Genomic DNA, 21508 nt, shown 5'->3' with positions numbered 1-21508 from the left:
TGTATTGACGCCCCCCGGCCGCACATCGTCCCCATGTCCATCGCTGAAAACCGCCGCGCGCGGTTCGACTATCACATCGAGGAGCGCTTCGAGGCCGGCATGGTGCTGCAGGGCTGGGAGATCAAGGCCGTGCGAGCCGGCCAGGTTCAGCTCACCGACGGCTACGTCGTGATCCGCGACGGCGAGCTGTACCTGATCGGCTGCCGCATCAACGCCCTGCGCAGCGCCTCGACGCACGTCACGCCCGAAGCCGACCGCACCAAGAAGCTGCTGATGCACAAGGAAGAGATCCGGCGCCTCATCGGCAAGGTCGAGCAGAAGGGCTTCACCCTGGTGCCGCTCGACCTGCACTACAAGGGCGGCAGGGTGAAGGCAGAGATCGCGCTCGCCAAGGGCAAGGCGCAGCACGACAAGCGCGACACCGAGAAGAAGCGGGACTGGGAGCGCGAGAAGAGCCGGCTGATGCGGCACAAGGTCAGCGCGAAGTCGTGAGCGTCGCGAGCGCCTGCTCGCAGTCGGCGATCAGGTCGTCCACCGACTCCAGGCCGATCGAAAAGCGCACCAGCGCGCCACGCGCCGCGGGACGAAGCAGCTTCAAGTCGTACGGCACTGCCAGGCTCATCGGCCCGGCCCACGAATAGCCGATGCCGAACAGGCGCAGCGCGTCGACGAAGGCGTCGACCTGCGCCAGGCCGTAGCGCTCGTCGAACCTCACCGAGAACAGCCCCGCCGCGGCACCTGCGATGCGCTTCCAGTGGTCATGCCCCGGCGACCCCTCGAGCGCCGGATGCAGCACCTGCGCCACCTCGGGACGCTGCGTCCACCAGCGCGCGAGCTCGCGGCCGGCCCGGTCCTGCGCCTCGTAGCGAAGCGACAGCGACGGCAGCGAGCGCAGCACCGCCTCGGCGTCGTTGGCGCCGACGCCGAAGCCCATGCGCATGTGGGTCATCTTGAGGCGCTGGTGCAGGGCTTCGTCGCGCGTCGTCACGGCACCCATCAGCAGGTCGCCGCCGCCGGACGGGTACTTGGTCAGCGCCTGCATGGAGATGTCGGCGCCAAGCTCGAACGCATCGAAGGCCAGGCCCGCGCCCCAGGTGTTGTCCAGCGCGACGAGCACGCCCCTGGCGCGCGCCGCCTGCACCAGCGCCGGCACGTCCGGGAACTCCATCGTCACCGAGCCGGGCGGCTCGATCCACAGCAGGCGCGCGGCCGGGGTGATGGCGGCCGCGACCGAGGCCGGGTCCATCGGGTCGTAGAGACGGTGGACGATGCCGAAGCGGGCGAGCTCGTGACGCGCCAGCTCCTTGCTCGGGTTGTAGGCGTTGTCGGGGATCAGCACCTCGTCGCCGCTGCCCAGCAACGCCATGTCGACCAGCGTGATGGCCGCCAGTCCGCTCGGCAGCAACAGCGTCTGGAGGCCGCCTTCCAGCGTCGCGATGCGCTCTTCCAGCGTGAACGTGGTGGGCGTCCCGTGCAGGCCGTAGGTGTAGCCGGTCTTGTGCTTCCAGTCGCGCGCCCGCATCGCCGCGGTGTCGGTGAACAGCACGGTCGAAGCCTTGTGCACGCCGATCTGCGGCGCCGCGAAAGTGGCTGGCGGCTGGTAGGGGTGATGGATCAGCGACGTGCTGGTCGACGGCTTTCGCGGCGGCTTGGCCATGGTCAGACCGGCACGCCGATCAAGTCGTGTCCCTGCGTGCCGACGATGCGGGCCTTGGTGAACTCGCCGGCCTTCAGCGTCTTCGACGCCTTCTCGGGCGGCAGCAGCTTCACGGTGCCGTCGATCTCCGGCGCGTCGGCATACGAGCGGCCCACCCCGCCCTTGCGGCCGAGCGCCGGCGCCGAATCGACCAGCACCTGCATCGTCGCGCCGACCCGCTCGCGCAGCTTGGCTGCCGATACCTCCTCCGCCACTGCCATGAAGCGCGCGCGCCGCTCCTCGCGCAGCTGGGCCGGCAGCATGCCCGGCAGCTCGTTGGCCGTTGCACCTTCCACCGGGGAATAGGCGAAGCAGCCGGCGCGGTCGATGCGCGCCTCGCGCATGAAGTGCAGCAGGTGCTCGAACTCGCTCTCCGTCTCGCCGGGGAAGCCCGCGATGAAGGTGCTGCGCACGACGATCTGCGGGCAGATCTCGCGCCAGCGCTGCAGCCGGTCGAGGTTCTTCTCGCCGCTGGCCGGCCGCTTCATGCGCTTGAGCACGTCGGGATGCGAATGCTGGAACGGCACGTCGAGGTAGGGCAACACGCGGCCCTGCGCCATCAGCGGAAGGATGTCGTCCACGTGCGGATACGGGTACACGTAGTGCAGCCGCACCCAGGCGCCGTGGCGCTCCGCCAGATCGCCCAGCTTCTCGCACAGGTCGAGCATGCGGGTCTTGACCGGCTTGCCGTCCCAGAAGCCGGTGCGGTACCTGACGTCGACGCCGTAGGCGCTGGTGTCCTGGCTGATGACCAGCAGCTCCTTCACGCCGGCCTCGAACAGGCGCTGCGCTTCGCCGAGCACATCGCCGATCGGCCGCGACACCAGGTCGCCGCGCATGCTGGGAATGATGCAGAACGAGCAGCGGTGGTTGCAGCCTTCGCTGATCTTGAGATACGCGTAGTGCTTGGGCGTGAGCTTCACGCCCTGCGCAGGCACGAGATCGACGAACGGGTCGTGCGGCTTGGGCACGTGCAGGTGCACCGCATCCATCACCTCGTGGGTGGCGTGCGGACCGGTCACGGCGAGCACGCTGGGGTGCATCTGCCTCACGAGGTTGCCGCCGCCCTCGCCCGCCTTGGCGCCCAGGCAGCCGGTGACGATGACCTTGCCGTTGTCGGCCAGCGCCTCGCCGATCGTGTCCAGGCTCTCCTTCACCGCGTCGTCGATGAAGCCGCAGGTGTTGACGATCACCAGGTCAGCGCCGGCGAAGGTCTTGGAGGTGTCGTAGCCCTCGGCGCGAAGCTGGGTGAGGATCAGCTCCGAGTCGGTCAGCGCCTTCGGGCAGCCGAGCGAGACGAAGCCGATCCTGGGGGCCGCCGCCGGGGTGGCCGGCGTGGCAGGAGTCTCTGAAGTCATCGACGGATTTTCGCCGATGCGCCATGCCCCCGGGCGGCCCGGACTATCGGCGGCGTGCAGTCGTCACGGCAGGACGGCCGCGGCGGCGGCCTCGTTGATCAGCCGGTCGACGTCCCGGCGCAGCAGGAAGCGCTGCGCGACGAGCTCGTCGGCCGCCGCCGTGACCGCCGCGACGTAGCCGGCCTGGCTGCCGTACAGCGACTCCAGCGAGGGCCGGGTGTCGCCGGCCGCGCTGCGGGCCGCCTCGGTCTGGTGGAACGGGATGTAGGCGCCGGCCAGGCTGACGTTCTCGCTGAACAGCGGATTCGCCAGGGGGTTGAACTCGATGCTCGTGCCCAGCGGCGCCCGCACCGCCACGCTGCGGATGCCCGACAGCGCGAGTCCGGTGCTCGGGCTGACCTGCGGCACGAGGATGGCGTAGTCGCGGCCGGTGTAGTAAGGCGGCAGCTGCGTCGCGATTCCGGATTCGTCCTGCGGGACGTACTGCGGGCCGAAATCGAGCAGCGAGAAGCTGTTGTAGCGCGCCAGGTACTGGAACTCGGGAATCGCCGTCGGCGTTCCCGCCACCGGCCACGTCAGGCCCTTCATCGTCGGGAACACCACCTGGCTCGGCCGCACCAGCGTGCCGTCGGCGAGCTTCGGCACCTGGCTGTCCGGCGGCGCGGTGCCGTCGACCACCCACTGCTCCAGCGCGACGAACAGCGCACGGAAGGTGTCGACATGCTGCGCCACCGTCCCCAGCGGGTAGGCCCCGACCGACGGGACGTAGCTGATGCTCGCGGTGCCGCCCGGCCCGCCGTGCTGCGTGCTGGCGTAGTAGTAGATGCGCGCGTTGTCCGGCTGGGCGAGGTCGGTCAGGCCGTAGGCATCGGTCAGCACCGGCGAGCCTTGCAACTGCCAGAACTCGGTGCCCGACAGGCCGAGGAAGAATTTCGGGCAGGTGTTGCTGGCGCTGCAGCGCGCCATGACGCCGCCGGTTCGCCCGGCCACGTCGTCGCGATAGTCGGCGGCGAGCCCGCGCGGGGCGGTCTGGCCGAAGGCGGTGTGGTCGGTGCGAATGGCGCCGCCGCCGCCCGGCACGGCGAAGCGGGTGTTGATGTTGGTCTGGCGGGCCGCGACGTGGGCGAACAGGCCGTCGAACACCTTGCTGCCGTCGAGGGCCTCGTTGAAGCCGAGGTGCAGGAAGGTCTTCATCGCGTTGCCCGACTGCGACGTGCCCTGCCCGATCGCGTAGCGGATGCGGCCGGCCACGGGATTGGTCGCGCCCACGGCGTCGGCGCTCGCCTGGCGGAAGAAGGTGACCGTGTCGCGCAGCGCGGCCAGCCCGACGCCCATCACCTTCGGGTCCTTGGCCACGTACACGACCTCGTACAGGTAGCTGGGATCGAAGCCGCCCTTCAGGCAGACCTTGGTGCCGTCCGGCGTGCCGGGGAACGGGTTGCTCGTGGTGTTGCAGTCGGCGAACTTCCAGTCGGCGGCCGGGACGAGGATGCGCGGATCGGTTTCCTTGACCCGCCGGGTGAGGCTGTAGCCAGGCAGCGTGTTGTCCAGGCTTGCCGGCGCGTAGGGAATCATGGTGCCGTTGAACACGCCGCCCGGCAGGCTGGCCACCGGCGTTGCCGCCGAGATGATCAGCTCGGCGCGGTACGGCCCGGTGATCGAGGAGCCGTCCGAGTTCTTCGCCACCGGCACCGCCAGCGTGAGGCGCGCGGGGTTCGACTTGGGCACGTCGCCCTGCCAGGCCGCGTAGAGCAGCGTGTACCCGCGCTCCAGGTAGACGGCGTCTCCCGGCGTCGCCGTCGGGTTCGGCATGGTGAGGATGTTGCCGCGGTTGGGCGCGTCGTAGCGCAGCACGCCGTTCGCCTTGCTCATGTCCTTGGGCTTGAGCATCACGAACTCGGTCGTGTACTCCACCATGCCGCGTGCGTTGACCGGCGCGAGCGCCAGGTCCTGGATGATGGCGTTGTGGCGGTCCTTGGGGTCGACTTCGCCGGCCAGCGTGCCGGTCAGCTTCTCGTAGCCGCCGACGTCGCCGTAGCTGCCGGGAAAGTCCTCGGTCGCGGTGATGGTCAGCGTTGCCTGCGGCGTCGCGGACGGGGCCGGCGCATCGTCGCCGCCGCCGCAACCGGCGAGCAGCGCCGCCAGCGTGGCCAGCGACAGGGTCATCGATCGGGTCATGGTGATCTCCTCTTCGGGCATGAGCGAGTCCCGCCCGCCGGGGCGGCGGGCTGGTCGGGGGATGGGTGCGGGGGATGCGGCGCGGGCCGCGGAGTCATTCCGGCTCGATGCCGGCGGCCTTGATGACGCGGCCCCACTTGGCCGCTTCGGCCTGCTGGAATGCCGCCAGCTCCTGCGGCGTCGTGGTCCACGCCTCGCTGCCGCTGCCTTCGTAGAACGACTTCGCGGCAGCACTCTGCGTGCCGGTCACCAGCAGCTCGCGCAGCCGGGCGACCACCGGTGCCGGCGTTCCGGCCGGTACATAGGCGGCGAACCAGTACCCCATGTCGTAGCCCTTCACCCCCGCTTCGTCGATGGTGGGCACCTCGGGCAGCATCGCCATGCGCTTGGTCGTCGACACGCCGAGCGCGCGCAGCTTGCCGCCCTTGATCTGCGGCACGCCGGTGGCGGTGTCGGTGATCATCAGGTCGATCTGGCCTCCCAGCAGGTCGGTGATCGCGTTGGGGTTGCTCTTGTACGGCACGTGCAGGATGTCGGTATGGCTGAGCTGCTTGAACAGCTCGCCCGCCACGCGGCTGGACGAGCTGCCGCTGCCGAAGCTCAGCTTGCCGGGCTCCTTGCGAGCCTTGGCCAGCAGGTCGGCGACGCTCTTGTAGGGCGCGTCGGCCTTGACGACGAGCACCTGGCCGCCCTTGCCCAGGCCGGTCACCGGCATGAAGTCCTTCACCGGGTCGTAGCTCAGCTTCTTGTACAGATGCTCGTTGGCAGCCTGCGTCGTATTCGTCGTGATCAGCACGGTGTAGCCGTCGGCAGGCGCCTTGGCCGCGGCCTGTGCGGCCAGCATCCCGCTCGCACCAGCCTTGTTGTCCACCACGACCGCCTGCTTGGCCTGCTCGCTCAGCGACTGGCCCAGCGCTCGGGCGAGCTGGTCGGTGGCACTGCCGGCCGCGAACGGCACGATGAAGGTGATCGGCTTCTCGGGGTACCTGGCCTGCGCGAACGCAGACGGCGCAAGCACGGCGGCCAGCAGCATGGCGAAGCTGCGGCGGCGAATGGTCGGGGTCATCGGTTGTCTCCGTGGGATGTATGGAAGGAACTCAGCGATCGGGCCCGCGCAGCAGCGGGGCCAGCCCGGCGGGCACGACCAGCGGCAGGTCGAGCAGGAGAAAAGACAGCGCCTTGCCGTGGCTGTCGAGGTTGAGGGCGTCGTTGACGCCGCCGTCGAGCACGCCGTCGAGAACGAAGTTCATCGCCTGCAGGTTCGGCAGCTCGTGACGGGTGACGCGCGAGGGCTGGCGATGCGCGAAGCAGCGCGCCACCACGTCGGCGGTGATCTGCTCGGCGATCACCGGATAGAGGGCGGCATGCCACGCGATCACGCTGATGTTCGAGCGGTCACCCTTGTCGCCGGTGCGGCCGTGAGCGGCCCGCCACAAGGGCACGGTGAGCGCGGTCATTGCAGCATCTCGAAAGTGCCCCGCACGAGCTCGCGCGGCAGCAGGCAGGACAGAGTCGACAGGGTCGGCCGCAGCGCGGTGCGCACGCCGCCGCCGCCGGCCGGCCCGCAGGTATAGAGCGCGGTCAGCTCGCGATTGAGGCGCTCGGCGGCAGCGCGTTCGGCGTGGCGCAAGGCGACGCGCAGGCGCACGTCGCGAGCGCCGCTGTCGGGCGTGGCCGCGAGCCAGCGGCCGGCGTCGTCACCGAAGATGCTCGCCACGCCGATCAGGTCGGCGCGCAGCGGGCCCAGTCCGGCCAGACGCTCGCGCAGCACCTCGGCCGCGAGCCGCGCGCGCGCCTCGGCGCGCGGTCCGGCGTACGAGATCTCGCCTTCGGCGAGCCAGCCTGATTCGAAGCACGCATTCACCTTGAGCGTCGCCGTGCGTGCGTGACCGCGCACGCCGCCGAGCCGCACGCGGTCCGGGCCGACCTGCTCGACCTGTGCCAGGCCGATGTCGGCGACGACGTCGGGGGTGAGGTAGGCGGCCGGATCGTGCACCTCGTACAGCAGCTGCTCCTTCACGGTGTGCTCGGTGATCTCGCCACCGGTGCCGGCGGGCTTGGTGATCACGCAGTCGCCGTCGGCGTCGATCTCGGCGATCGGATAGCCGACATGGGCCAGTCCCGCCACGTCCTTCACGCCGGGATCGGCGAAGTACCCGCCACTCACCTGGGCGCCACACTCGAGCAGGTGCCCGGCCATCGTGGCGCGTGCGATGCGGTCCCAGTCGTCGTGTGCCCATCCGAAGTGCGCGAGCGCCGGACCGACGGCCAGCGAAGGGTCGGCCACGCGGCCGGTGATGACGACCTGCGCCCCGGCACGCAGGGCGGCTGCGATCGCCTCGGCGCCGAGGTAGGCATTGGCGCTGACCAGCACGCGCGTGTCCAGCGCCTCGCCGAGGCATTCGCGCAAGGCGGCGCGGTGCGCGGCCCCGGAGACATCGTCGCCGGTCACCACGGCGATGCGCGGCGCGGCGACGCCGGCCTCGCGTGCCAGCTCGCGAACACGCAAGGCCGCTGCCCGCGGGTTGGCTGCGCCCATGTTGCTGACGATGCGGACGCCGCCCTGCAGGCAGCGTCCGAGGATGGGCCGCAGCAGCTCGTCGAGCAGCGGCTCGTAACCGCGATCCGGATCGGCGCGACGGGCGATCTGCGCGAGGGCCAGCGTGCGTTCGGCCAGGGTCTCGAAGATCAGCGCCGCCGGTCCGCCCGCGGCAAGCAGTGCATCCACCACCGGCGCGGCGGCGTCGGTGCGGTCGCCGGAGAAGCCGGCGGCGCACCCGATGCGCAATGTGTGTTCATCCATGCTGGTCACTGTAGGCGCCGCGAGGTAATCTGGGAATTCGAAAGATTGGATGGACTGATTCGCAATGCAGATGAATATAGCCACCCGCCAGCTGCGCGCCTTCGTGGCGCTCGCCGAGCTGCGCAGCTTCACCCGCGCCGCCGAGCGCAGCCATCTGTCGCAGCCGGCCTTCAGCGCACTGATCCGCTCGCTCGAGGACGCCGTGGGTGCCAAGCTCTTCGACCGCAACACGCGCAACGTCGAGCTCACCGTCGAAGGCCGCCTGTTCCTCGAGTCCGCGCAGCGCCTGGTGCACGACACCGACGAAGCGCTGGCCGACGTGCGCGACCATGCCGCGCGTCGCAGGGGCCGCGTCGGCATGGCCCTGCTGCCGTCGCTGGCCGCCGGCTGGCTGCCGCCGGTGCTCGCCGCCTTTCGCGATGCCTACCCGGGCATCGAGCTGGAGGTGGCCGACGTGCTGTCCGAAGCCTGCCTGGACCGTGTGCGCGGGGGCAGCGCCGACTTCGCGCTCGCCGCCACCCGGGCCGACACGGCCGAGCTGCGCACCGATGTGTTCTGCACCGATCGCTTCCATCTCGTGTGCCGGCGCGACCATGCGCTGGCACGGCAGGCGACGCTGCGGCTCAAGGACCTCGCGTCCGAGCCATTCGTGCAGATGTCGCGCCGCAGCAGCGTGCGGCAGTACCTGGACGCCGCGGTTCACCCGCTGCGCATGAACGGCGTGCTCGAGGTCGAGCAGTTGGCCACCGTGATGGGCATGGTGCGCCACGGCCTCGGCATCAGCGTGGTGCCGGAGCTGACGCTGTTCCACTTCCGCAGCGACGACATCGTGACGCGGCCGCTGCAGGGGCCGGGCCTGACGCGACAGATCTTTCTCGTGCGACGTCGCGACAGGCCGCTGTCGACACCGGCGCAGGCACTCTACGAATGGGTGATGCAGAACCGGCCGAACCAGCCGGCGTCGTCCCGGCGGCGGCGCAAGCCCGGCTAGGAGGCCGCTTCTGCGCTCGCCTCAGCGCTTCGGCGGCGTGATGCCCGGTATTCCCGGGAACAGCGTCTCGGCCTGCTTGGCCATCTGCTCCTGCAGTTGCACGAAGAGCTGCTTCGACTGCTCGAGGTAGTTGCCCATCAGGCCCTGAACCACCGGCGCCTGGCCGTTGAGGAACTGCGTCCAGAGCTCGGGCGACATCACCTTGGGGTCGTACAGGCCCTTCGACTGCTCGGCCAGCCGCATCTGGATGTCGGTGAAGGTCTGCAGGTTCTTCTCGAGGTACGAACCCATCATGCCCTGCATGGCGTGGCCGTAGAAGCGAATGATCTGGGCAAGCATCGTCGTGGAGAACATCGGCACGCCGCCGGTCTCTTCCTCGAGGATGATCTGCAGCAGGATGCTGCGCGTGAGGTCGTCGCCGGTCTTGGCGTCGCGCACGACGAAGTCCTGACCGGTCAGGACCATTTTCTTGACGTCGGCCAGGGTGATGTAGCTGCTGGTCTCGGTGTCGTAGAGGCGGCGGTTCGGATACTTCTTGAGGATGCGCGTGCCGCTGTCGGCGGCACCGCTCTCCGCGGTCGCCTTGGCAGGCGGGGCGCGGCGGGTTTGAACCATTGACGACTCCTGTGGGTCGGTTGTGCAGGTGCACAATGATTCTAGGAGGCCGGGGCGCACAGCCCGAAGAGGGGTTACCCGGCCGGTATTCAGGGGGCGCGACACTAGACTGCGCGCGTGCCTGACCACCACCCATTTCTCGATGCGATCTGTGATCTGGCACAGCAGGCCGGCCGGCTGGTGATGGACATCTATGCCACCGAGTTCAGCGTGCGCGGCAAGGTCGATGCGTCACCGGTCACCGAAGCCGACGAGCGCGCAGAGGCATTGATCGTCGCGGGTCTGGCCGCCCTGGCGCCCGACATTCCGATCGTTGCCGAGGAAGGAGTCGCGGCTGGCCGCGTGCCGGCGCTCGGCGAGCGCTTCTGGCTGGTCGATCCGCTGGACGGCACGCGCGAGTTCGTCAAGCGCAACGGCGAGTTCACGATCAACATTGCCCTCGTCGAGGGCCGGGAGCCGGTGCTCGGCGTCGTGCATGCGCCGGCCCTGCTTCGGCTGTTCGGCGGTGGCGTCGGCGCAGGCGCCTTCGTGGAGGACGAGAACGGACGGCGCGTCATCCGCTGCCGCGCGGTGCCTGAACAAGGCGCGACCGTGCTGGCGAGCCGCTCGCACGGCGATGCGGACGCGCTGGAGACGTTCCTCGCCGGCCGCCATGTTGCCGAGGTCAAGTACACCGGCTCGTCGCTGAAGCTGTGCCTGCTCGCCGCGGGCGAAGCCGACCTGTATCCGCGCTTCGGCCGCACGATGGAGTGGGACATCGCGGCCGGGCACGCGGTGCTGGCGGCAGCGGGAGGGTCGGTGATCGATCTGGAAGGGCGGCCGCTGGTCTACGGCAAGGCGGGGTTCGAGAACCCGCATTTCGTGGCCAGCGGCAGGAGCGGTCGCCAAGCCGTGTGATGGCACAACGGCTTGCTTTCACCGCCGAGAGCGTCATGACGGCAGGAAATCCACCGGCCAGGTGACCACCATCTGGTCCACGTCCTTCGCGCCGAAGTCGAACTGCCGGATGCGCGCGAGCAGCTTGCCTTCGAGCTCCGAAGCCTTCAGCTCGCTCGACACGACGCGGCAATCGACGACCTGGCCGGCCGGCGAGATCTTCAGCTCCACCACGACCTTGCCCTGCAGCGACGGGTCTTCGCGCAGCGCGCGGTTGTAGATGGCGTAGATCGCACCCTTGTTGCGCTCGAAGACCAGCTTGATCTCCTCGATGGAGCGCGAGGCCTTGCCGCTGTTGCCCTTGTGCAGCGAGCCGCCGCCGCCCGGTCCGCCGGTGCCGGCGCCCTTGCCGCCACCACCGCCGCCGCCCGCACCTCCGCCACCGCCGCCGCCCGCGACGCCTTCGACCAGCGTCGTGGCACGGCCGGCCAGACCGCCGCCGCCGGTGTTGCGGCTGTAGGCGGCGGTGTTGATGCCACCGCTGCCACCGGCCGCGTTCGAGGTGATCATCGAGCGGACCGGCACGCCATGCTCCGTGCCCGCGCCCACGCCGACACCCACGCCGGTTCCGACCCCCGGTCCCTGCTTGATGTCCTGCCTGAGCTGCACCGCCACCGGCGCGCCGCGCAATTCGGCCAGCTGGTCCTTCATCGCGAGCAGACCGACGCCGGCGGCCTTGCGCCTTGCACCTTCGATCTCACCCGGCGGCTTGTTCGCCACGGGCCGGCGCGCCTCGGGCACCGGCGCTTCCTTCGACGGCTCGGGCTTCGGCGCCTCGGCCTTCTTCGTGGCAGCGGCCTGCAGCTCGCGCTCCTTGGCCGCCTCGACCTTGGGCTTGGGTGGCGGAGGCGGCGCCTCCTTCTCGAGCAGCAGCTTGGCCAGCCGCGGCGGCAGCTCCTGCGGCTGCGTGCGGTCGATCTTCGGGGGCGGCACGAACAGCATCGCGAGGCACAGCAGCACGACGGCGACGAGGACGCGGTTCAGGACGCGACGGAAGCGCGCGTCATCCTGAGGCGACGGGGCCCAAGGCAATATCGGTGTCCTGAACGACACCATCGCGGCGGCCGTCATACGTCCTTCCTGCGAACCGCGAACGACACGTCGCTGAAGTTCGCGCGTGCGCTGGTGACCATGACCTTGCGCAGCAGCTGGTACGGAATGTTCTTGTCGCCCATGATGGTGATCGCCTTGCTCTGCGCCTGGTTGTCGGCGCGCACCACCTGACGCCCTGCGAGCAGGTCGAGCTCCGCCTTCAGCGGCGCGATCAGGTCGCCCTGCATCGCCATCACCTCGGGCACCGACGCGACCTTGCGGCCGTCGACCAGGATGTCGGCGTCGCTGATGACGACCACGATGGTCTCCTTGGGCGCCTTCTCCGAGATGGAGTCGGGCAGCTTCACCGCCTTCGGGCTCGCCAGCAGCTCCACGCCGGAAGCGCTGGACAGCAGGAAGAAGATCAGGATCGTGAACACGTCGATCAGCGAGACGAGGTTCATGTCGACCATCGTCTGGTTGCGCGACTTGCGTTCGGCGCGTTTTTGCAGCGGAGTGAGCTTCATGCGGCGCCCGCCCTACTTCTTCACGACCGGCGCGTCGCCGATCGAGATGTTGGGAAAAAGCTCCGAGCGCACGGTCCTCGGCCCCTCGACGCGGTAGGTCTCGCGCACGGCGTCCATCACGCGCACCAGCGTGTCGTAGGACGTGTTCGACTCGGCCAGCAGCGTCGCATCGACCTTGTCGGGAAAGCGGCCCTTGAGCATCACCATCAGCGACTGCAGCGCCTTCGTGTCGTGCTCGGCGCCGGCGTTCGGGATGCGCTGGATCAGGCCGCCGATGCGGTCGCCGACCTCCAGCGCGTCGGGGCGGATCACGACCTCGAGCTGCAGGTTGTCGGTCTTCAGCTGCTCCACGCCGGAGGTCTGCGCCGGCAGCGTGAGGTCGAGCACCGACAGGCGCGTGAACACCGCCGTCGACAGCAGGAAGGGCACGAGCACCACGATCAGGTTGATGAACGCGGTGATCTCGAGGTGCGCCGGCTCTTTGCGCAGGCGTCGGACTCGCATGGGATTACCTCGCCGAAGCGGTGTTCGCCGACGATTCGGCCTTCAGGCGCTGGACCAGGTTCAGGAAGCTGATCTTGGCGGCCTCCAGCCCGTCGACGATCTCGCTCGTCTTGGCCTGCAGGAACGAATGGATCAGCAGGAAGGGGATGGCGACCATCAGCGCGAACGCGGTGTTGTTCATCGCGATCGAGATCGATGCCGACAGCAGCTCGGCCTTCTCCGCCGGGTTGACCTGCGCCACCGCGGTGAAGCCCTTGATCAGGCCGATGATGGTGCCCAGCAGGCCCACCAGGGTGATCACGTTGGCGAAGGTCGCGATGTAGTGCGTGCGCTTCTCGAGGCGCGGCACGATTTCCATCATGCCCTCCTCCATCGCCGCGTCGAGGTCCTCGCGCCGGCCCGGGCTCTGCATGCGCGTGAGGCCGTAGTTGACGATCTTGCCGATGGCCGCATCGGACTGCGCGGTCACGCCGTGCACTTCCTTGAAGCGGCCGTTCTGCAGCATCGGCAGCACCTGCGCCCACACCTTGCGGTTCTCGCTGCGCGCGCGGTTGAGAAAGACGAATCGCTCGATCGCGATCGCCAGCCCCAAGGCCATGATGAGCAGGCTCGGGTAAATGAACAGCCCGCAATCCTGGAAGAACTTCACCACCGTCTGAAACGTATTCATCTCACTCTCCGACTCGACACGAAAAAGGGTTCCGGCTCACTTGGCGGCCGGTGGGGAGGCCGGCGCAGACGTGCGCGGCTGGATCAGCCCGTCGTACTGCACCTGCCGGCGAAACACATCGCGATCGACGGGCGCCAGCGCCTCGTCGAGCACGCTGACCATGGGCCGTCCGGACAGATCGCCCGGCTGCGGCTTCTTCCACGGCACGATGTAGAGCACCTTGGGCAACTCGCGGTTGCCGATGATCTGCGTGCGGTCGATGTCCGCGCGGTCCTGCGCGAACGACGCTGCCGCCGCCAGCGCCGCCACTGCCGCCACGAGCACGAGGACGGGCTTGTTCATTCCTTCTCCTTGCGCACCAGCATGGCCTGCTGCGGCTTGCGGTTCTTGATCTCGGCGACCCACTTGGTGACCACCGCATCGCCGCCGGGCGACAGCGCGAGGTAGCGGTCGTACAGCTCCAGCGCGCGCCGCGCATCGCCGAGGTACAGGTCGTGCAGGATGCCGAGGTTGAGGTGCGCGGCGGCGTGGTTGGCGTCGAGCGCGATGGCTTGCTCGTATGCCTCGCGCGCCTTCGTGAACTGGCCGTTCTGGCGGTGGGTCACGCCGAGCTGGTTGAAGTACGCCGGCTCGCGCGGGTTGGCCTGCACCGCGCGCTCGAGTTCGGCCACTGCCTCCGGCAGCTTGCCGGACTGGCGATAGATGATGCCGAGGTTGGCGTGCGGGCCGCCGAGCTCGGGATTCGCTTGAGCAAGTGCGCGGAAGGCCTTCTCGGCCTCGTCCACGCGGCCGGCGCGCAAGCTGCGACGGGCTTCGTCGTAGGCGCGTTGCACGGCGGGCGAGACGGGCGTCGAGGGCTCCGCCTTCATGGGTGGCGGCGATGCGACGGACGCCGCCGTCGAAGCCGCCGTTGCGGGTGCGATGGCGCTGGCGAGCGGCGCGACCACGGCCTGCTGCAACGACTTCAGCGGCTCGCTGACCGTGGCGCAGCCCGCGAGGCCCGCGGCGAGCAGTGCGAGACCCACGCGAGACGCGATGTCAACGGATCTCATCGATCACTCCCTCGCTGCGCTCGTTCTTGCCGTAGCGCACCGGCCGCAGCTCGCGCAGCGCCGTGAAGCTCTGCTTGACCCACTGGTCATAGACGCCTTCAGCCGCCCGGCGCGCGTTGACCTCATGGAGCTCGGTCGCCTTTTCCTCGAACGGGAAGGCCTGCTCCTCGAGCATCACGTTGTACTGCTCCAGCTCGGCCTTCGACAGCTTCTTCGGCCGCTGCGACCCGAGCATCGCCTTGCCGAAATCCTGGTACAGCGCGGCGGTTTGGTAGGTGGCGGCGGTCGTCACGTCGGCCACGCCGTAGTCGGCCGCGACGGCATAGGCCTTCAGCACCTCTTCCATCTTCGTCTTCTTCAACTTGAGGTTCCTGGCCAGCGGCTCGACCAGCGCGATCTTGCGGTAGTCCTGGAACACGGGCTGGGCCAGCGCCAGCGACGCGGTGCCGCCGAGGTAGCGGGTGCGCGGCGTGCGCGCCGCGCCGCCGCGCTGCTCGACCTGCACGATCTCCTTCATCAGCGCCAGTTCGCGCGTCGCATTGCCGTCGGCCCTGGCGATGCCGGCGAGGCGCATGCGCGCTTCGAGCGCCGGCTCCAGCGGATCGGGGTACTGCCTCAGGTAGCGTTCATAGGCCTTGCCCGCAAGGGCGCGCGAGCCGCCCTTGTCGTACAGCTCGGCGGCCTGCCACAGCGCGGAGCGCGCGACCTTCGGATCATTGCTGGCGGCCGACAGGCGCTCGAACTCCCCCGCCGCCTGCGCCCACTGGCCCTTCTCCAGGTAGGCCGCGGCCAGCTTGCCGCCCACTTCGCCCTGCAGCGGGTGCTGGGGATAACGCTGGCGGAAGTCTTCCAGCGTGCGCGCCGCGCCGTCCCAGTCCTTCAGGCCGATCAACGCCGCCGCGGCGTCGTACTGCGCCGTCGCACGCACGGCGGACTGCGGCGCGACGGCAGCGACGCGGTTGAAGTGCGCCACGGCGTCGCGCGCGTTGCCGGCTTCGCGAGCCTGCTCGCCCTGCTTGTAGACCGAGGCGGCGAGCCGCTCCACCAGCTCGTTGCGGCCGGCTTCCTTCTCGGGCGTCAGCGCCAGCACCTCGGCGTAGGCGCGCTCGGCGCGGGCGAAGGCGTTGCCCTCGAAGGCGGTGTGCGCGACGACGGTCCACGCAACGCGGCGCTGCGCCGCCGCGGCCGGCGGATTCAGGTCGAGCACCTGCTGCGCGACGGCCGCCGCCCGTTCGCTGTCGCGCAGCGTGTACAGCTTCTCCGCCGAGTTGGTCAGCACCGGACCCGCGCGGCTGTCGTTCGCAAAGGCCTGCGCGAAGCGCAGCGCGCTCTCGACGCTGGCACGCTGCAAGGCAGGCACCTCGGCCGCGGGCGCGCGCTTCTCCTGGCCCGCATAGCTCAGCAGGGCTGCATAGCCCGCGTCGGCGCTCTTCGCGTGGCCGGGATACTGGTAGGCCGTCTTCTCGTACTCGACTGCCGCCTGCGCGAAGCGCGAGTCCTCGTACAGCAGCTCGGCCAGCAGGAAGTTGTTCTGCGCTGCCTCGGGATCGGTCGGGAACGACGTGAGGTAGGCGCGGTACCAGCGCACCGCCTCCTGGTAGTCGGCGCTGCTCCTGCTCTTCTGCGCAGCGGCGTGATGGTGGCGCGCCAGCTCGGCCAGATGGGTCTTCACCAGCGGCTGTGCCTTCTCCCAGCCGGGCGGATTGGCGCGGCGGAACTCGCTCTCCATGCCGTAGCGGACGACGTATTCCTTCTTGGCTTCAAGCGCCAGCGTGCCGAAGCCGGTCTGCTGGTAGATCTCGATGACGCGCGCCTGCAGCTGCGGCGCCTGCTCGTGCAGCGGATTGCGGCGGGCGAAGGCGCCGAAGGTGTCGGCGGCGTCCTTGACGCGCTCCTGCTTGATGTAGAGCTCGCCGAGCTGCTGGTAGACGCGGAATTCGTAGGAGCGCCGCGCGTCGGAGTCGATGTACGCAGGGATGGTCTCGGCCCCCTGCAGATTGGCAATGGACAGGCTCGTGACGCGGAACGTGTCTTCCACCAGCTCCCGGTCGGCGCGGCTCAGGCCGGCCACGCTGTCCAGGTCGGCATCGCCTTCGCGCCCCGCGACCTTGAGGTCGAGCACCCCGAAGAACGAGTGCAGCGCATCCTCCAGCCGGCCTTGCTTGAAGAGGGACCAGCCGTGCATGTACAGCGAGCGCTCCTTGTAGGGGCTGCCCTCGTCGACCTTCAGCACCGTGGCGTAGGCCTGCTCGGCCTTGACGTACTCGCGCGCGGTGAACAGCAGCTCGCCGCGGCGGAAGTGCGCCTCGTCGAGGTGGGCGGTGTTCGGATAGTCGCGCACCAGCCGGTCGAGCGTCCTGAGCGCGGTCTCGAGGTCACCGCCCTGCTCGTGCGCCCGCGCAAGCTGGTACAGCACGCGGTCGTTGCCCGGGTCCTTGGGATAGGTCTTCAGGTAATCCTCGTAGCGGGCCACCGCCGCGCGGTAGTCCGGACCGCTCGTGCCCTGGCCGGTGGCGCTCTTGTTGTCGGCGCTGTCCATCTCCAGGTCGCCGAGGCGGCGCATCGCCTCCGAGCGCTGCGGCGCACGCGGCGCCACCTCGAGGAACTTGCGGTAGGCGGCGATGGCCTGCTCCTCGGTCGCGGTGATGCCGCGGTCCTTCTCGATCGCCACCTCGCGCTTGGCCAGCACGGCGAGCGTGGGCTCGTCGTCGGGCGTGCCGGCGGTGCGCTTGCCGGCGCAGGCGGCCAGGCCGCAGGCCAGGAGCAGCGCCAGGCTATTGCGGCGGCGAGTCATCTGCTTTCCTCGACAAGGTGGCGCGGTCGACCAGTTGTGCGACGGCGAAGCGCGCCTGCGTGGCGTAGACCGCCAGGCGCTCCTTCTGCCGCGTGAGCTCGGCGACCGCCAGGTCCTGCACCTGCCCCTGCTGTTCGCGGCTCAGCGCGGCGACGCGCGGGATGAGCGCCTGGATGCGTGGATGCAGCGCGGCGATGCGCTGCGCGAAGGCTTCGAAGCGCGCCGGCTCGTCGCGCTGCGCCTGGGCCAGTGCGGCCTCATGCCGGCGCGCCTGCTCCAGCTGCGCGTCGGTGTGGGCCAGCCCCTTCTGCGCTTCCCAGAGGCGCGCGGGGTAGTCCTGCGCGAGCTGCCAGGTCAACGCGCCCGCGGCAAGGCGTGCGCGCTCGCGTGCAGCGGCAAGCTCCGGACCGTCGCCGGCTCCCTTCAGCGCGGCCTCGACGGCGTCCAGGCGCCGCAGCAGGTCGTGCTGCTTCGCATCGGCGAAGGCGGCCGCATCGTTCTGTGCCTGCGCGCCGGCCAGCTCCCTGGCCAGCGCGTCGCGGCGCTGCTGGAGGCTGGCCAGGCCGCTGCGGCTTTCCTTCTGCGCGGCCAGGATCTTCGGCAAACGCTCGGCATACGCCTGCCGCCGGTTGGCCAGCATGTCGTCGAAGACCACCAGGTTCTCGGCCCAACCTTGCAGATTCCTGGACAGGAAGCGCAGGTCGCGGAAGTTCTTGAACGCCTCCTGGAACTCGTGCTGCGCGAGCACCTGCGCCAGATGGCCCGCATGCGGCATCTCGGGCAGCTCGCGGATGTTCCAGAACCAGCCCATCTCGTCGCCCGGATTGCGCTCGATCAGGCCATCGACCAGCTTGCCGGCGCGAATGGCGGCGATGGATTCGTCGAGACTGGTGCTCTCGCGCTCGAAGGCGGTGATGGCCTCGGTGTAGCGCGTGAGCGCCTGACCCACGGCGCCGAGCTCGGCGTAGGCATACGGCACCGCGATGCGCGCTTCGAGCACCGCGGCATCGCTGGCATCGCGGGTGGCCAGCTCGGTCCACGGCACGAGCGCGTCCCTCGGGCGCTTGAGCGCCGCCGCGGCCCAGCCGAAGCCGAGCAGGGCCTTGTTCGACTGCATGCTCGTCAGGCGCACCCGCTCCAGGTATTTGCGCGCATCGTCGGCGCGCTCCTCCTGCAGCGCGGCGAAGCCGATCGCGACATTCGCCTTGTCGCGCAGGCTGCGCTGCTCTTCGTTCTCGGCCGGCGTGCGGCCCAGCTCGTCGAGCAGCGCGGTGCCGCCGGCCGTGTCGCCACTGCGGATCAGCGCGACGCCCAGGTTGTAGCGCGCGTAGCGGCCGGCACCCGGGCTGCGGGTCATGCTCTGCAGGAGCGCAGCGGCGCCGGCGTAATCCTGGCGCGCCATCAGCAGCTGCGCCTTCAGCAGGCCGCGCTCTTCCTCCAGTGCCGGCGGCAGGTGGTTCTCGACCCGCGCGATCGCATCGTCGGCTTCGGCCAGATAGCCGCGCTGGTAGCGGATCTTCGCGAGGTAGAACCAGGCGCGGTCGCGCACCGAGGGCGACGCGCCCTTCTCGATGAGCTGCGCGAAGATCTGGCCCGCCTCGCGGTGCAGCCCGTACGACAGCAGCATGCCGCCGCGCAGGATCTCGGCTTCGTCGGCGTGCTGCGCCACGCGGTCGAAGTGCTGCGACACCATCAGCGTGGTGATCGAGGTGAAGTAGTGATCCTGGAAGAAGTGGAACAGCGTGTCGCCGTAGTGCGGATCCTTGATCGGATGCGCGGCCTTGTCCGCGGCGACCGACGCGCCCGAGCCGGCGACCGCGATGGCGGCGGCCGCCGCAAGGCTGCGCCAGCGGCTAGCGGTTCGGCGAGATGGACTGCAGGAACGCATGGATGCTCACTGCCAGACCTTGACGTCGAACTCGGGCTGCAGCTTGCCGGTGGAGTCCTTGATGCGCAGCTCGATGTACTTGGGGTCGGTGCCCTTGTCGAACCTGATCGTCGTTCCTCGCTTGTAGTCGCGATCGTGCGGGCCCTTGCCGGTGAAGAAGGCGACGATCTCGTGCTGTCCCGCCTTCAGGTTGCCCAGGTACACGCGCTGCACGCCGCCGCGGTGCAGCGCCTGGACCTCCAGCGGCGTGTACAGGTAGTTGCTCACCAGCTTGTCGTCGAGCTTGACCTGCACCGAGTCGAGCTCGAACAGCTTGCCCACGTCCATCGAGACGAACAGCGCCACCTGCGTGTTCGCCGGGAAGAGCAGCTCCTCCTCCAGCACCAGCAGGTCGCGATTGAGCCGGATGACGTCGCCCTTGACGTCCTGGATGCGGCTGTCCAGGCCGGTGGCCGGCGCGCTGGCGGAAGCCGAAGGCGCAGCGGCCGCGGGGGCATCGGCCGCACGCGCAGCGGACACGGCGGCCATGCCGATCAGGAGCCAGGCCGCCAGCAGGCGGCAGCAACGTTTGAACATGCTTCGTCTTTCTAGAAAGTGGCCGACACGTACAGCTGCAGCACGTTGGCCTGGAAGCTGTACGGGCTGCCCGTGCGGATGTCGGTGAAGTCCTTGAAGTTGAAGCGCACCAGCTCGTACGCGCCGTTGGCCTTGAGCTCGTACTGGCCGGGGACGCGCTTCCACGTGTACGACAGCTTGGCGCCCAGGCCCAGGCTGTCGAAGGTGCTGAGCTGGCGGTTGCGCGAGACGTACAGCGTCTCGGCCGGCGCGTTGTCGCTGTAGAACAGCGCGTGCTTCTGCGAGTAGTAGCGCACGAAGGCATCGGCCAGCCACAGGTCGCCGAAGTAGCGGCTGTAGCCGGCTTCGGCGGTGTGCGCCTTGACGGCCCAGGTGTCCCAGAAGTAGCGGTACTCGGCGTGCATCGCGTTGCGCGCGCCGAGGTCGCCCTTCACGCGCAGCTTGAGGGCGCGCGACGAGCGCGTGCGCGGGTTGCGCTCGGGCACCGCCGCCCCGAACACCCGCGCCGCGCGGTAGGGACTGCCGAGGAAGCCGTCTTCCGAGATGGCCTCGAAGTTCGCGCTGGCGAGCCAGCTCGGCGTGAGGATCTGCGTGACGCCGAGCCGGTACTGCCAGCGCTTGACGGTGTCGTTGAAGCTCGGATCACCGTGCTTGAGCACCTTGTCCGCGCCGCGCGAGAAGCCCAGCGCAACCGTCGTCATGCCGCCGAAGGTCTCCTGCGAGACGTCGATGCTGGCCGTATCGGACTTGTAGTCGGGCTCGTCGCTCTTGCTCACGCCCAGCGTGATCAGCGAGTCGCGCACGGCGTAGTCGAGGCCGGCGCCGAACTCGTGCCGCCGTTCACGGAACGGGCTGGCGGTGGTCACCACGTCGATCGACGCGTTGCTCACCGCATCGAGGTAGTACGAGCCGGTCAGCGACACGCGGTCGGCGATGTTCTTGCGCACCAGCAGCGCCGGGCCCGAGGCGGTGACGCCGCCGCCCTGGTACACGTGGACCAGCGCCTCGGCGCGGTCTTCGGGAAGATCGACGGCGCGCGCGGAATGTCCGGCGAGCAGGCCGGCGAGGGGCGCCAGCAGCGCGCCGAGCGCGCGGCGGCTGTGCCGCCACAGCTCGATCGGGCTAGTTGCAGCCACAGCCGCCCCCTTGCACGCCGGTGGCGCCGCGCGCGCCTTCACGCACGACGCGCACGTGCTCGCGATGCTTCTCGACCAGCGAGTCGCGCGAGAACTGCATGATCGGATCGGCGAGCTTCTCCCGCTCGTACGGCTTGACCCACGGCTGAAGCCGCGCGCAGCCGCCGAGCAGCATGCAGCCGATCAGCACGGCGGCCGTCATCGCGGCCGAACGGACAGGGTGCGTGTTCATTCCTTGAGGAGGTCCCGGATCTGCATGTCGTAGGTGTTCTCGTAGCCGTCGCGGTAGCCGCGGTGGATGTGGCGCACCTTGCCGTCGCGGTCGATCAGCACGGTGGCCGGCATCGCGCTCATGTCGTAGACGCGGCTGACCTTCTTGTCGGTATCGAGCAGCACCGGAAAGCGCACGCCCAGCTTGGACGCGACGTCGGCCGCCTTGCGCGCGTCGTCGTCGACGTTGATGCCGAGCAGCACGAAACCGGACGACTTGTACTTGTCGTACAGGCGGTTCAGGTGCGGCATCTCCTGCCGGCACGGGCCGCACCAGGTGGCCCAGAAGTTGACCAGCACGACCTGGCCGCGCTGCTCCAGCAGCCGCAGGTTGGGCCCGCTCATCGAGCGCAGCGTGAAGTCGGGCGCCATCGCCGACGGCGCCGGCGCCGGCACGGCCGCGCCCGCGGCGAGCGCGAGGCCCGCCGCCAGCGCGGCGCGCAGCAGGTGGAAAGGCGAGGGAATCGTCATGGCAACCAGTA

At 69.5% G+C, this 21508-nt stretch carries 22 protein-coding genes; 3 read left to right on the top strand and 19 right to left on the bottom strand.

Annotated features, from left to right (window positions below):
- Positions 1–33: 33 nt before the first annotated feature.
- A complete protein-coding gene (gene smpB / locus P7V53_RS14280) occupies positions 34–492 on the top strand; it encodes an SsrA-binding protein SmpB (RefSeq protein ID WP_280156139.1) in 459 nt (152 codons plus the stop codon).
- Here smpB and P7V53_RS14275 read toward each other — a convergent pair.
- The 6 genes from P7V53_RS14275 to P7V53_RS14250 form a co-directional block, all read right to left on the bottom strand.
- Positions 476–1657, bottom strand: coding sequence for a cystathionine beta-lyase (locus P7V53_RS14275; protein WP_280156138.1), 1182 nt, complete (start codon positions 1655–1657; stop codon positions 476–478). The two genes, smpB and P7V53_RS14275, sit on opposite strands and share 17 nt — an antisense overlap.
- 2 nt (positions 1658–1659) lie before the next feature.
- Positions 1660–3054 (bottom strand): 30S ribosomal protein S12 methylthiotransferase RimO, encoded by a 1395-nt coding sequence (rimO, locus tag P7V53_RS14270; RefSeq protein ID WP_280156137.1) that lies wholly within the window; start codon positions 3052–3054, stop codon positions 1660–1662.
- A 63-nt stretch (positions 3055–3117) separates the two neighbouring features.
- A complete protein-coding gene (locus P7V53_RS14265; RefSeq protein ID WP_280156136.1) occupies positions 3118–5232 on the bottom strand; it encodes an alpha/beta hydrolase domain-containing protein in 2115 nt (704 codons plus the stop codon).
- A 94-nt stretch (positions 5233–5326) separates the two neighbouring features.
- On the bottom strand, positions 5327–6298 hold the full coding sequence (locus tag P7V53_RS14260; RefSeq protein ID WP_280156135.1) for a tripartite tricarboxylate transporter substrate binding protein: 972 nt from the start codon (positions 6296–6298) through the stop codon (positions 5327–5329).
- 31 nt (positions 6299–6329) lie between these two features.
- A complete protein-coding gene (locus P7V53_RS14255) occupies positions 6330–6689 on the bottom strand; it encodes a hypothetical protein (protein WP_280156134.1) in 360 nt (119 codons plus the stop codon).
- Positions 6686–8035 (bottom strand): DUF1446 domain-containing protein, encoded by a 1350-nt coding sequence (locus P7V53_RS14250; RefSeq protein WP_280156133.1) that lies wholly within the window; start codon positions 8033–8035, stop codon positions 6686–6688. The genes P7V53_RS14255 and P7V53_RS14250 overlap by 4 nt, the downstream gene beginning before the upstream one ends.
- A gap of 70 nt (positions 8036–8105) precedes the next feature.
- Here P7V53_RS14250 and P7V53_RS14245 point away from each other — a divergent pair, with 70 nt between their 5' ends.
- Complete coding sequence (locus P7V53_RS14245; RefSeq protein ID WP_280156132.1) at positions 8106–9026, top strand: LysR family transcriptional regulator; 921 nt, start codon at positions 8106–8108, stop codon at positions 9024–9026.
- A 21-nt stretch (positions 9027–9047) separates the two neighbouring features.
- Here P7V53_RS14245 and phaR read toward each other — a convergent pair whose 3' ends face one another.
- Positions 9048–9641 carry a polyhydroxyalkanoate synthesis repressor PhaR gene (gene phaR / locus P7V53_RS14240; protein ID WP_280156131.1) on the bottom strand — a complete coding sequence of 198 codons (594 nt, stop codon included), beginning with the start codon at positions 9639–9641 and terminating at the stop codon, positions 9048–9050.
- A gap of 117 nt (positions 9642–9758) precedes the next feature.
- Between phaR and cysQ the strand changes: the two genes are divergently transcribed.
- Positions 9759–10538, top strand: a complete 780-nt coding sequence (cysQ, locus tag P7V53_RS14235) for a 3'(2'),5'-bisphosphate nucleotidase CysQ (RefSeq protein ID WP_280156130.1) — start codon at positions 9759–9761, stop codon at positions 10536–10538.
- 33 nt (positions 10539–10571) lie between these two features.
- Here cysQ and P7V53_RS14230 read toward each other — a convergent pair whose 3' ends face one another.
- The 12 genes from P7V53_RS14230 to P7V53_RS14175 are packed head-to-tail and all read right to left on the bottom strand — an operon-like array spanning position 10572 to position 21497.
- Positions 10572–11648 (bottom strand): AgmX/PglI C-terminal domain-containing protein, encoded by a 1077-nt coding sequence (locus P7V53_RS14230; RefSeq protein WP_280156129.1) that lies wholly within the window; start codon positions 11646–11648, stop codon positions 10572–10574.
- Positions 11645–12136, bottom strand: a complete 492-nt coding sequence (locus tag P7V53_RS14225; RefSeq protein WP_280156128.1) for a biopolymer transporter ExbD — start codon at positions 12134–12136, stop codon at positions 11645–11647. The genes P7V53_RS14230 and P7V53_RS14225 overlap by 4 nt, the downstream gene beginning before the upstream one ends.
- A 12-nt stretch (positions 12137–12148) precedes the next feature.
- Complete coding sequence (locus P7V53_RS14220; protein WP_280156127.1) at positions 12149–12640, bottom strand: biopolymer transporter ExbD; 492 nt, start codon at positions 12638–12640, stop codon at positions 12149–12151.
- Positions 12641–12644: 4 nt separating this feature from the next.
- On the bottom strand, positions 12645–13310 hold the full coding sequence (locus P7V53_RS14215; RefSeq protein WP_280156126.1) for a MotA/TolQ/ExbB proton channel family protein: 666 nt from the start codon (positions 13308–13310) through the stop codon (positions 12645–12647).
- Between the two features lie 36 nt (positions 13311–13346).
- Complete coding sequence (locus tag P7V53_RS14210) at positions 13347–13652, bottom strand: hypothetical protein (RefSeq protein ID WP_280156125.1); 306 nt, start codon at positions 13650–13652, stop codon at positions 13347–13349.
- Positions 13649–14362, bottom strand: a complete 714-nt coding sequence (locus P7V53_RS14205; protein WP_280156124.1) for a tetratricopeptide repeat protein — start codon at positions 14360–14362, stop codon at positions 13649–13651. The genes P7V53_RS14210 and P7V53_RS14205 overlap by 4 nt, the downstream gene beginning before the upstream one ends.
- On the bottom strand, positions 14349–17156 hold the full coding sequence (locus tag P7V53_RS14200; RefSeq protein ID WP_280156123.1) for a tetratricopeptide repeat protein: 2808 nt from the start codon (positions 17154–17156) through the stop codon (positions 14349–14351). Before P7V53_RS14200 ends, P7V53_RS14205 begins: the two co-directional genes overlap by 14 nt.
- The gene (locus P7V53_RS14195; protein ID WP_280156122.1) at positions 17137–19044 is read right to left on the bottom strand and encodes a tetratricopeptide repeat protein; all 1908 of its coding nucleotides are present in this window, start codon (positions 19042–19044) and stop codon (positions 17137–17139) included. Before P7V53_RS14195 ends, P7V53_RS14200 begins: the two co-directional genes overlap by 20 nt.
- Positions 19045–19050: 6 nt before the next feature.
- Positions 19051–19620 carry an AraC family transcriptional regulator gene (locus P7V53_RS14190; RefSeq protein ID WP_280156121.1) on the bottom strand — a complete coding sequence of 190 codons (570 nt, stop codon included), beginning with the start codon at positions 19618–19620 and terminating at the stop codon, positions 19051–19053.
- Between the two features lie 11 nt (positions 19621–19631).
- The gene (locus P7V53_RS14185) at positions 19632–20756 is read right to left on the bottom strand and encodes a DUF3570 domain-containing protein (RefSeq protein ID WP_280156120.1); all 1125 of its coding nucleotides are present in this window, start codon (positions 20754–20756) and stop codon (positions 19632–19634) included.
- A complete protein-coding gene (locus tag P7V53_RS14180) occupies positions 20743–20988 on the bottom strand; it encodes a DUF4266 domain-containing protein (protein WP_280156119.1) in 246 nt (81 codons plus the stop codon). Before P7V53_RS14180 ends, P7V53_RS14185 begins: the two co-directional genes overlap by 14 nt.
- Entirely contained in the window at positions 20985–21497 is a 513-nt protein-coding gene (locus tag P7V53_RS14175; RefSeq protein WP_280156118.1) for a TlpA disulfide reductase family protein, read from the bottom strand. Before P7V53_RS14175 ends, P7V53_RS14180 begins: the two co-directional genes overlap by 4 nt.
- Positions 21498–21508: the final 11 nt, after the last annotated feature.

This window comes from Piscinibacter sp. XHJ-5, assembly GCF_029855045.1.
In the GTDB taxonomy this organism is placed as follows: domain Bacteria; phylum Pseudomonadota; class Gammaproteobacteria; order Burkholderiales; family Burkholderiaceae_C; genus Albitalea.
The sequence above is the reverse complement of the archived record's forward strand: the minus strand, read 5'-3'. Positions and strand labels throughout refer to the sequence as shown.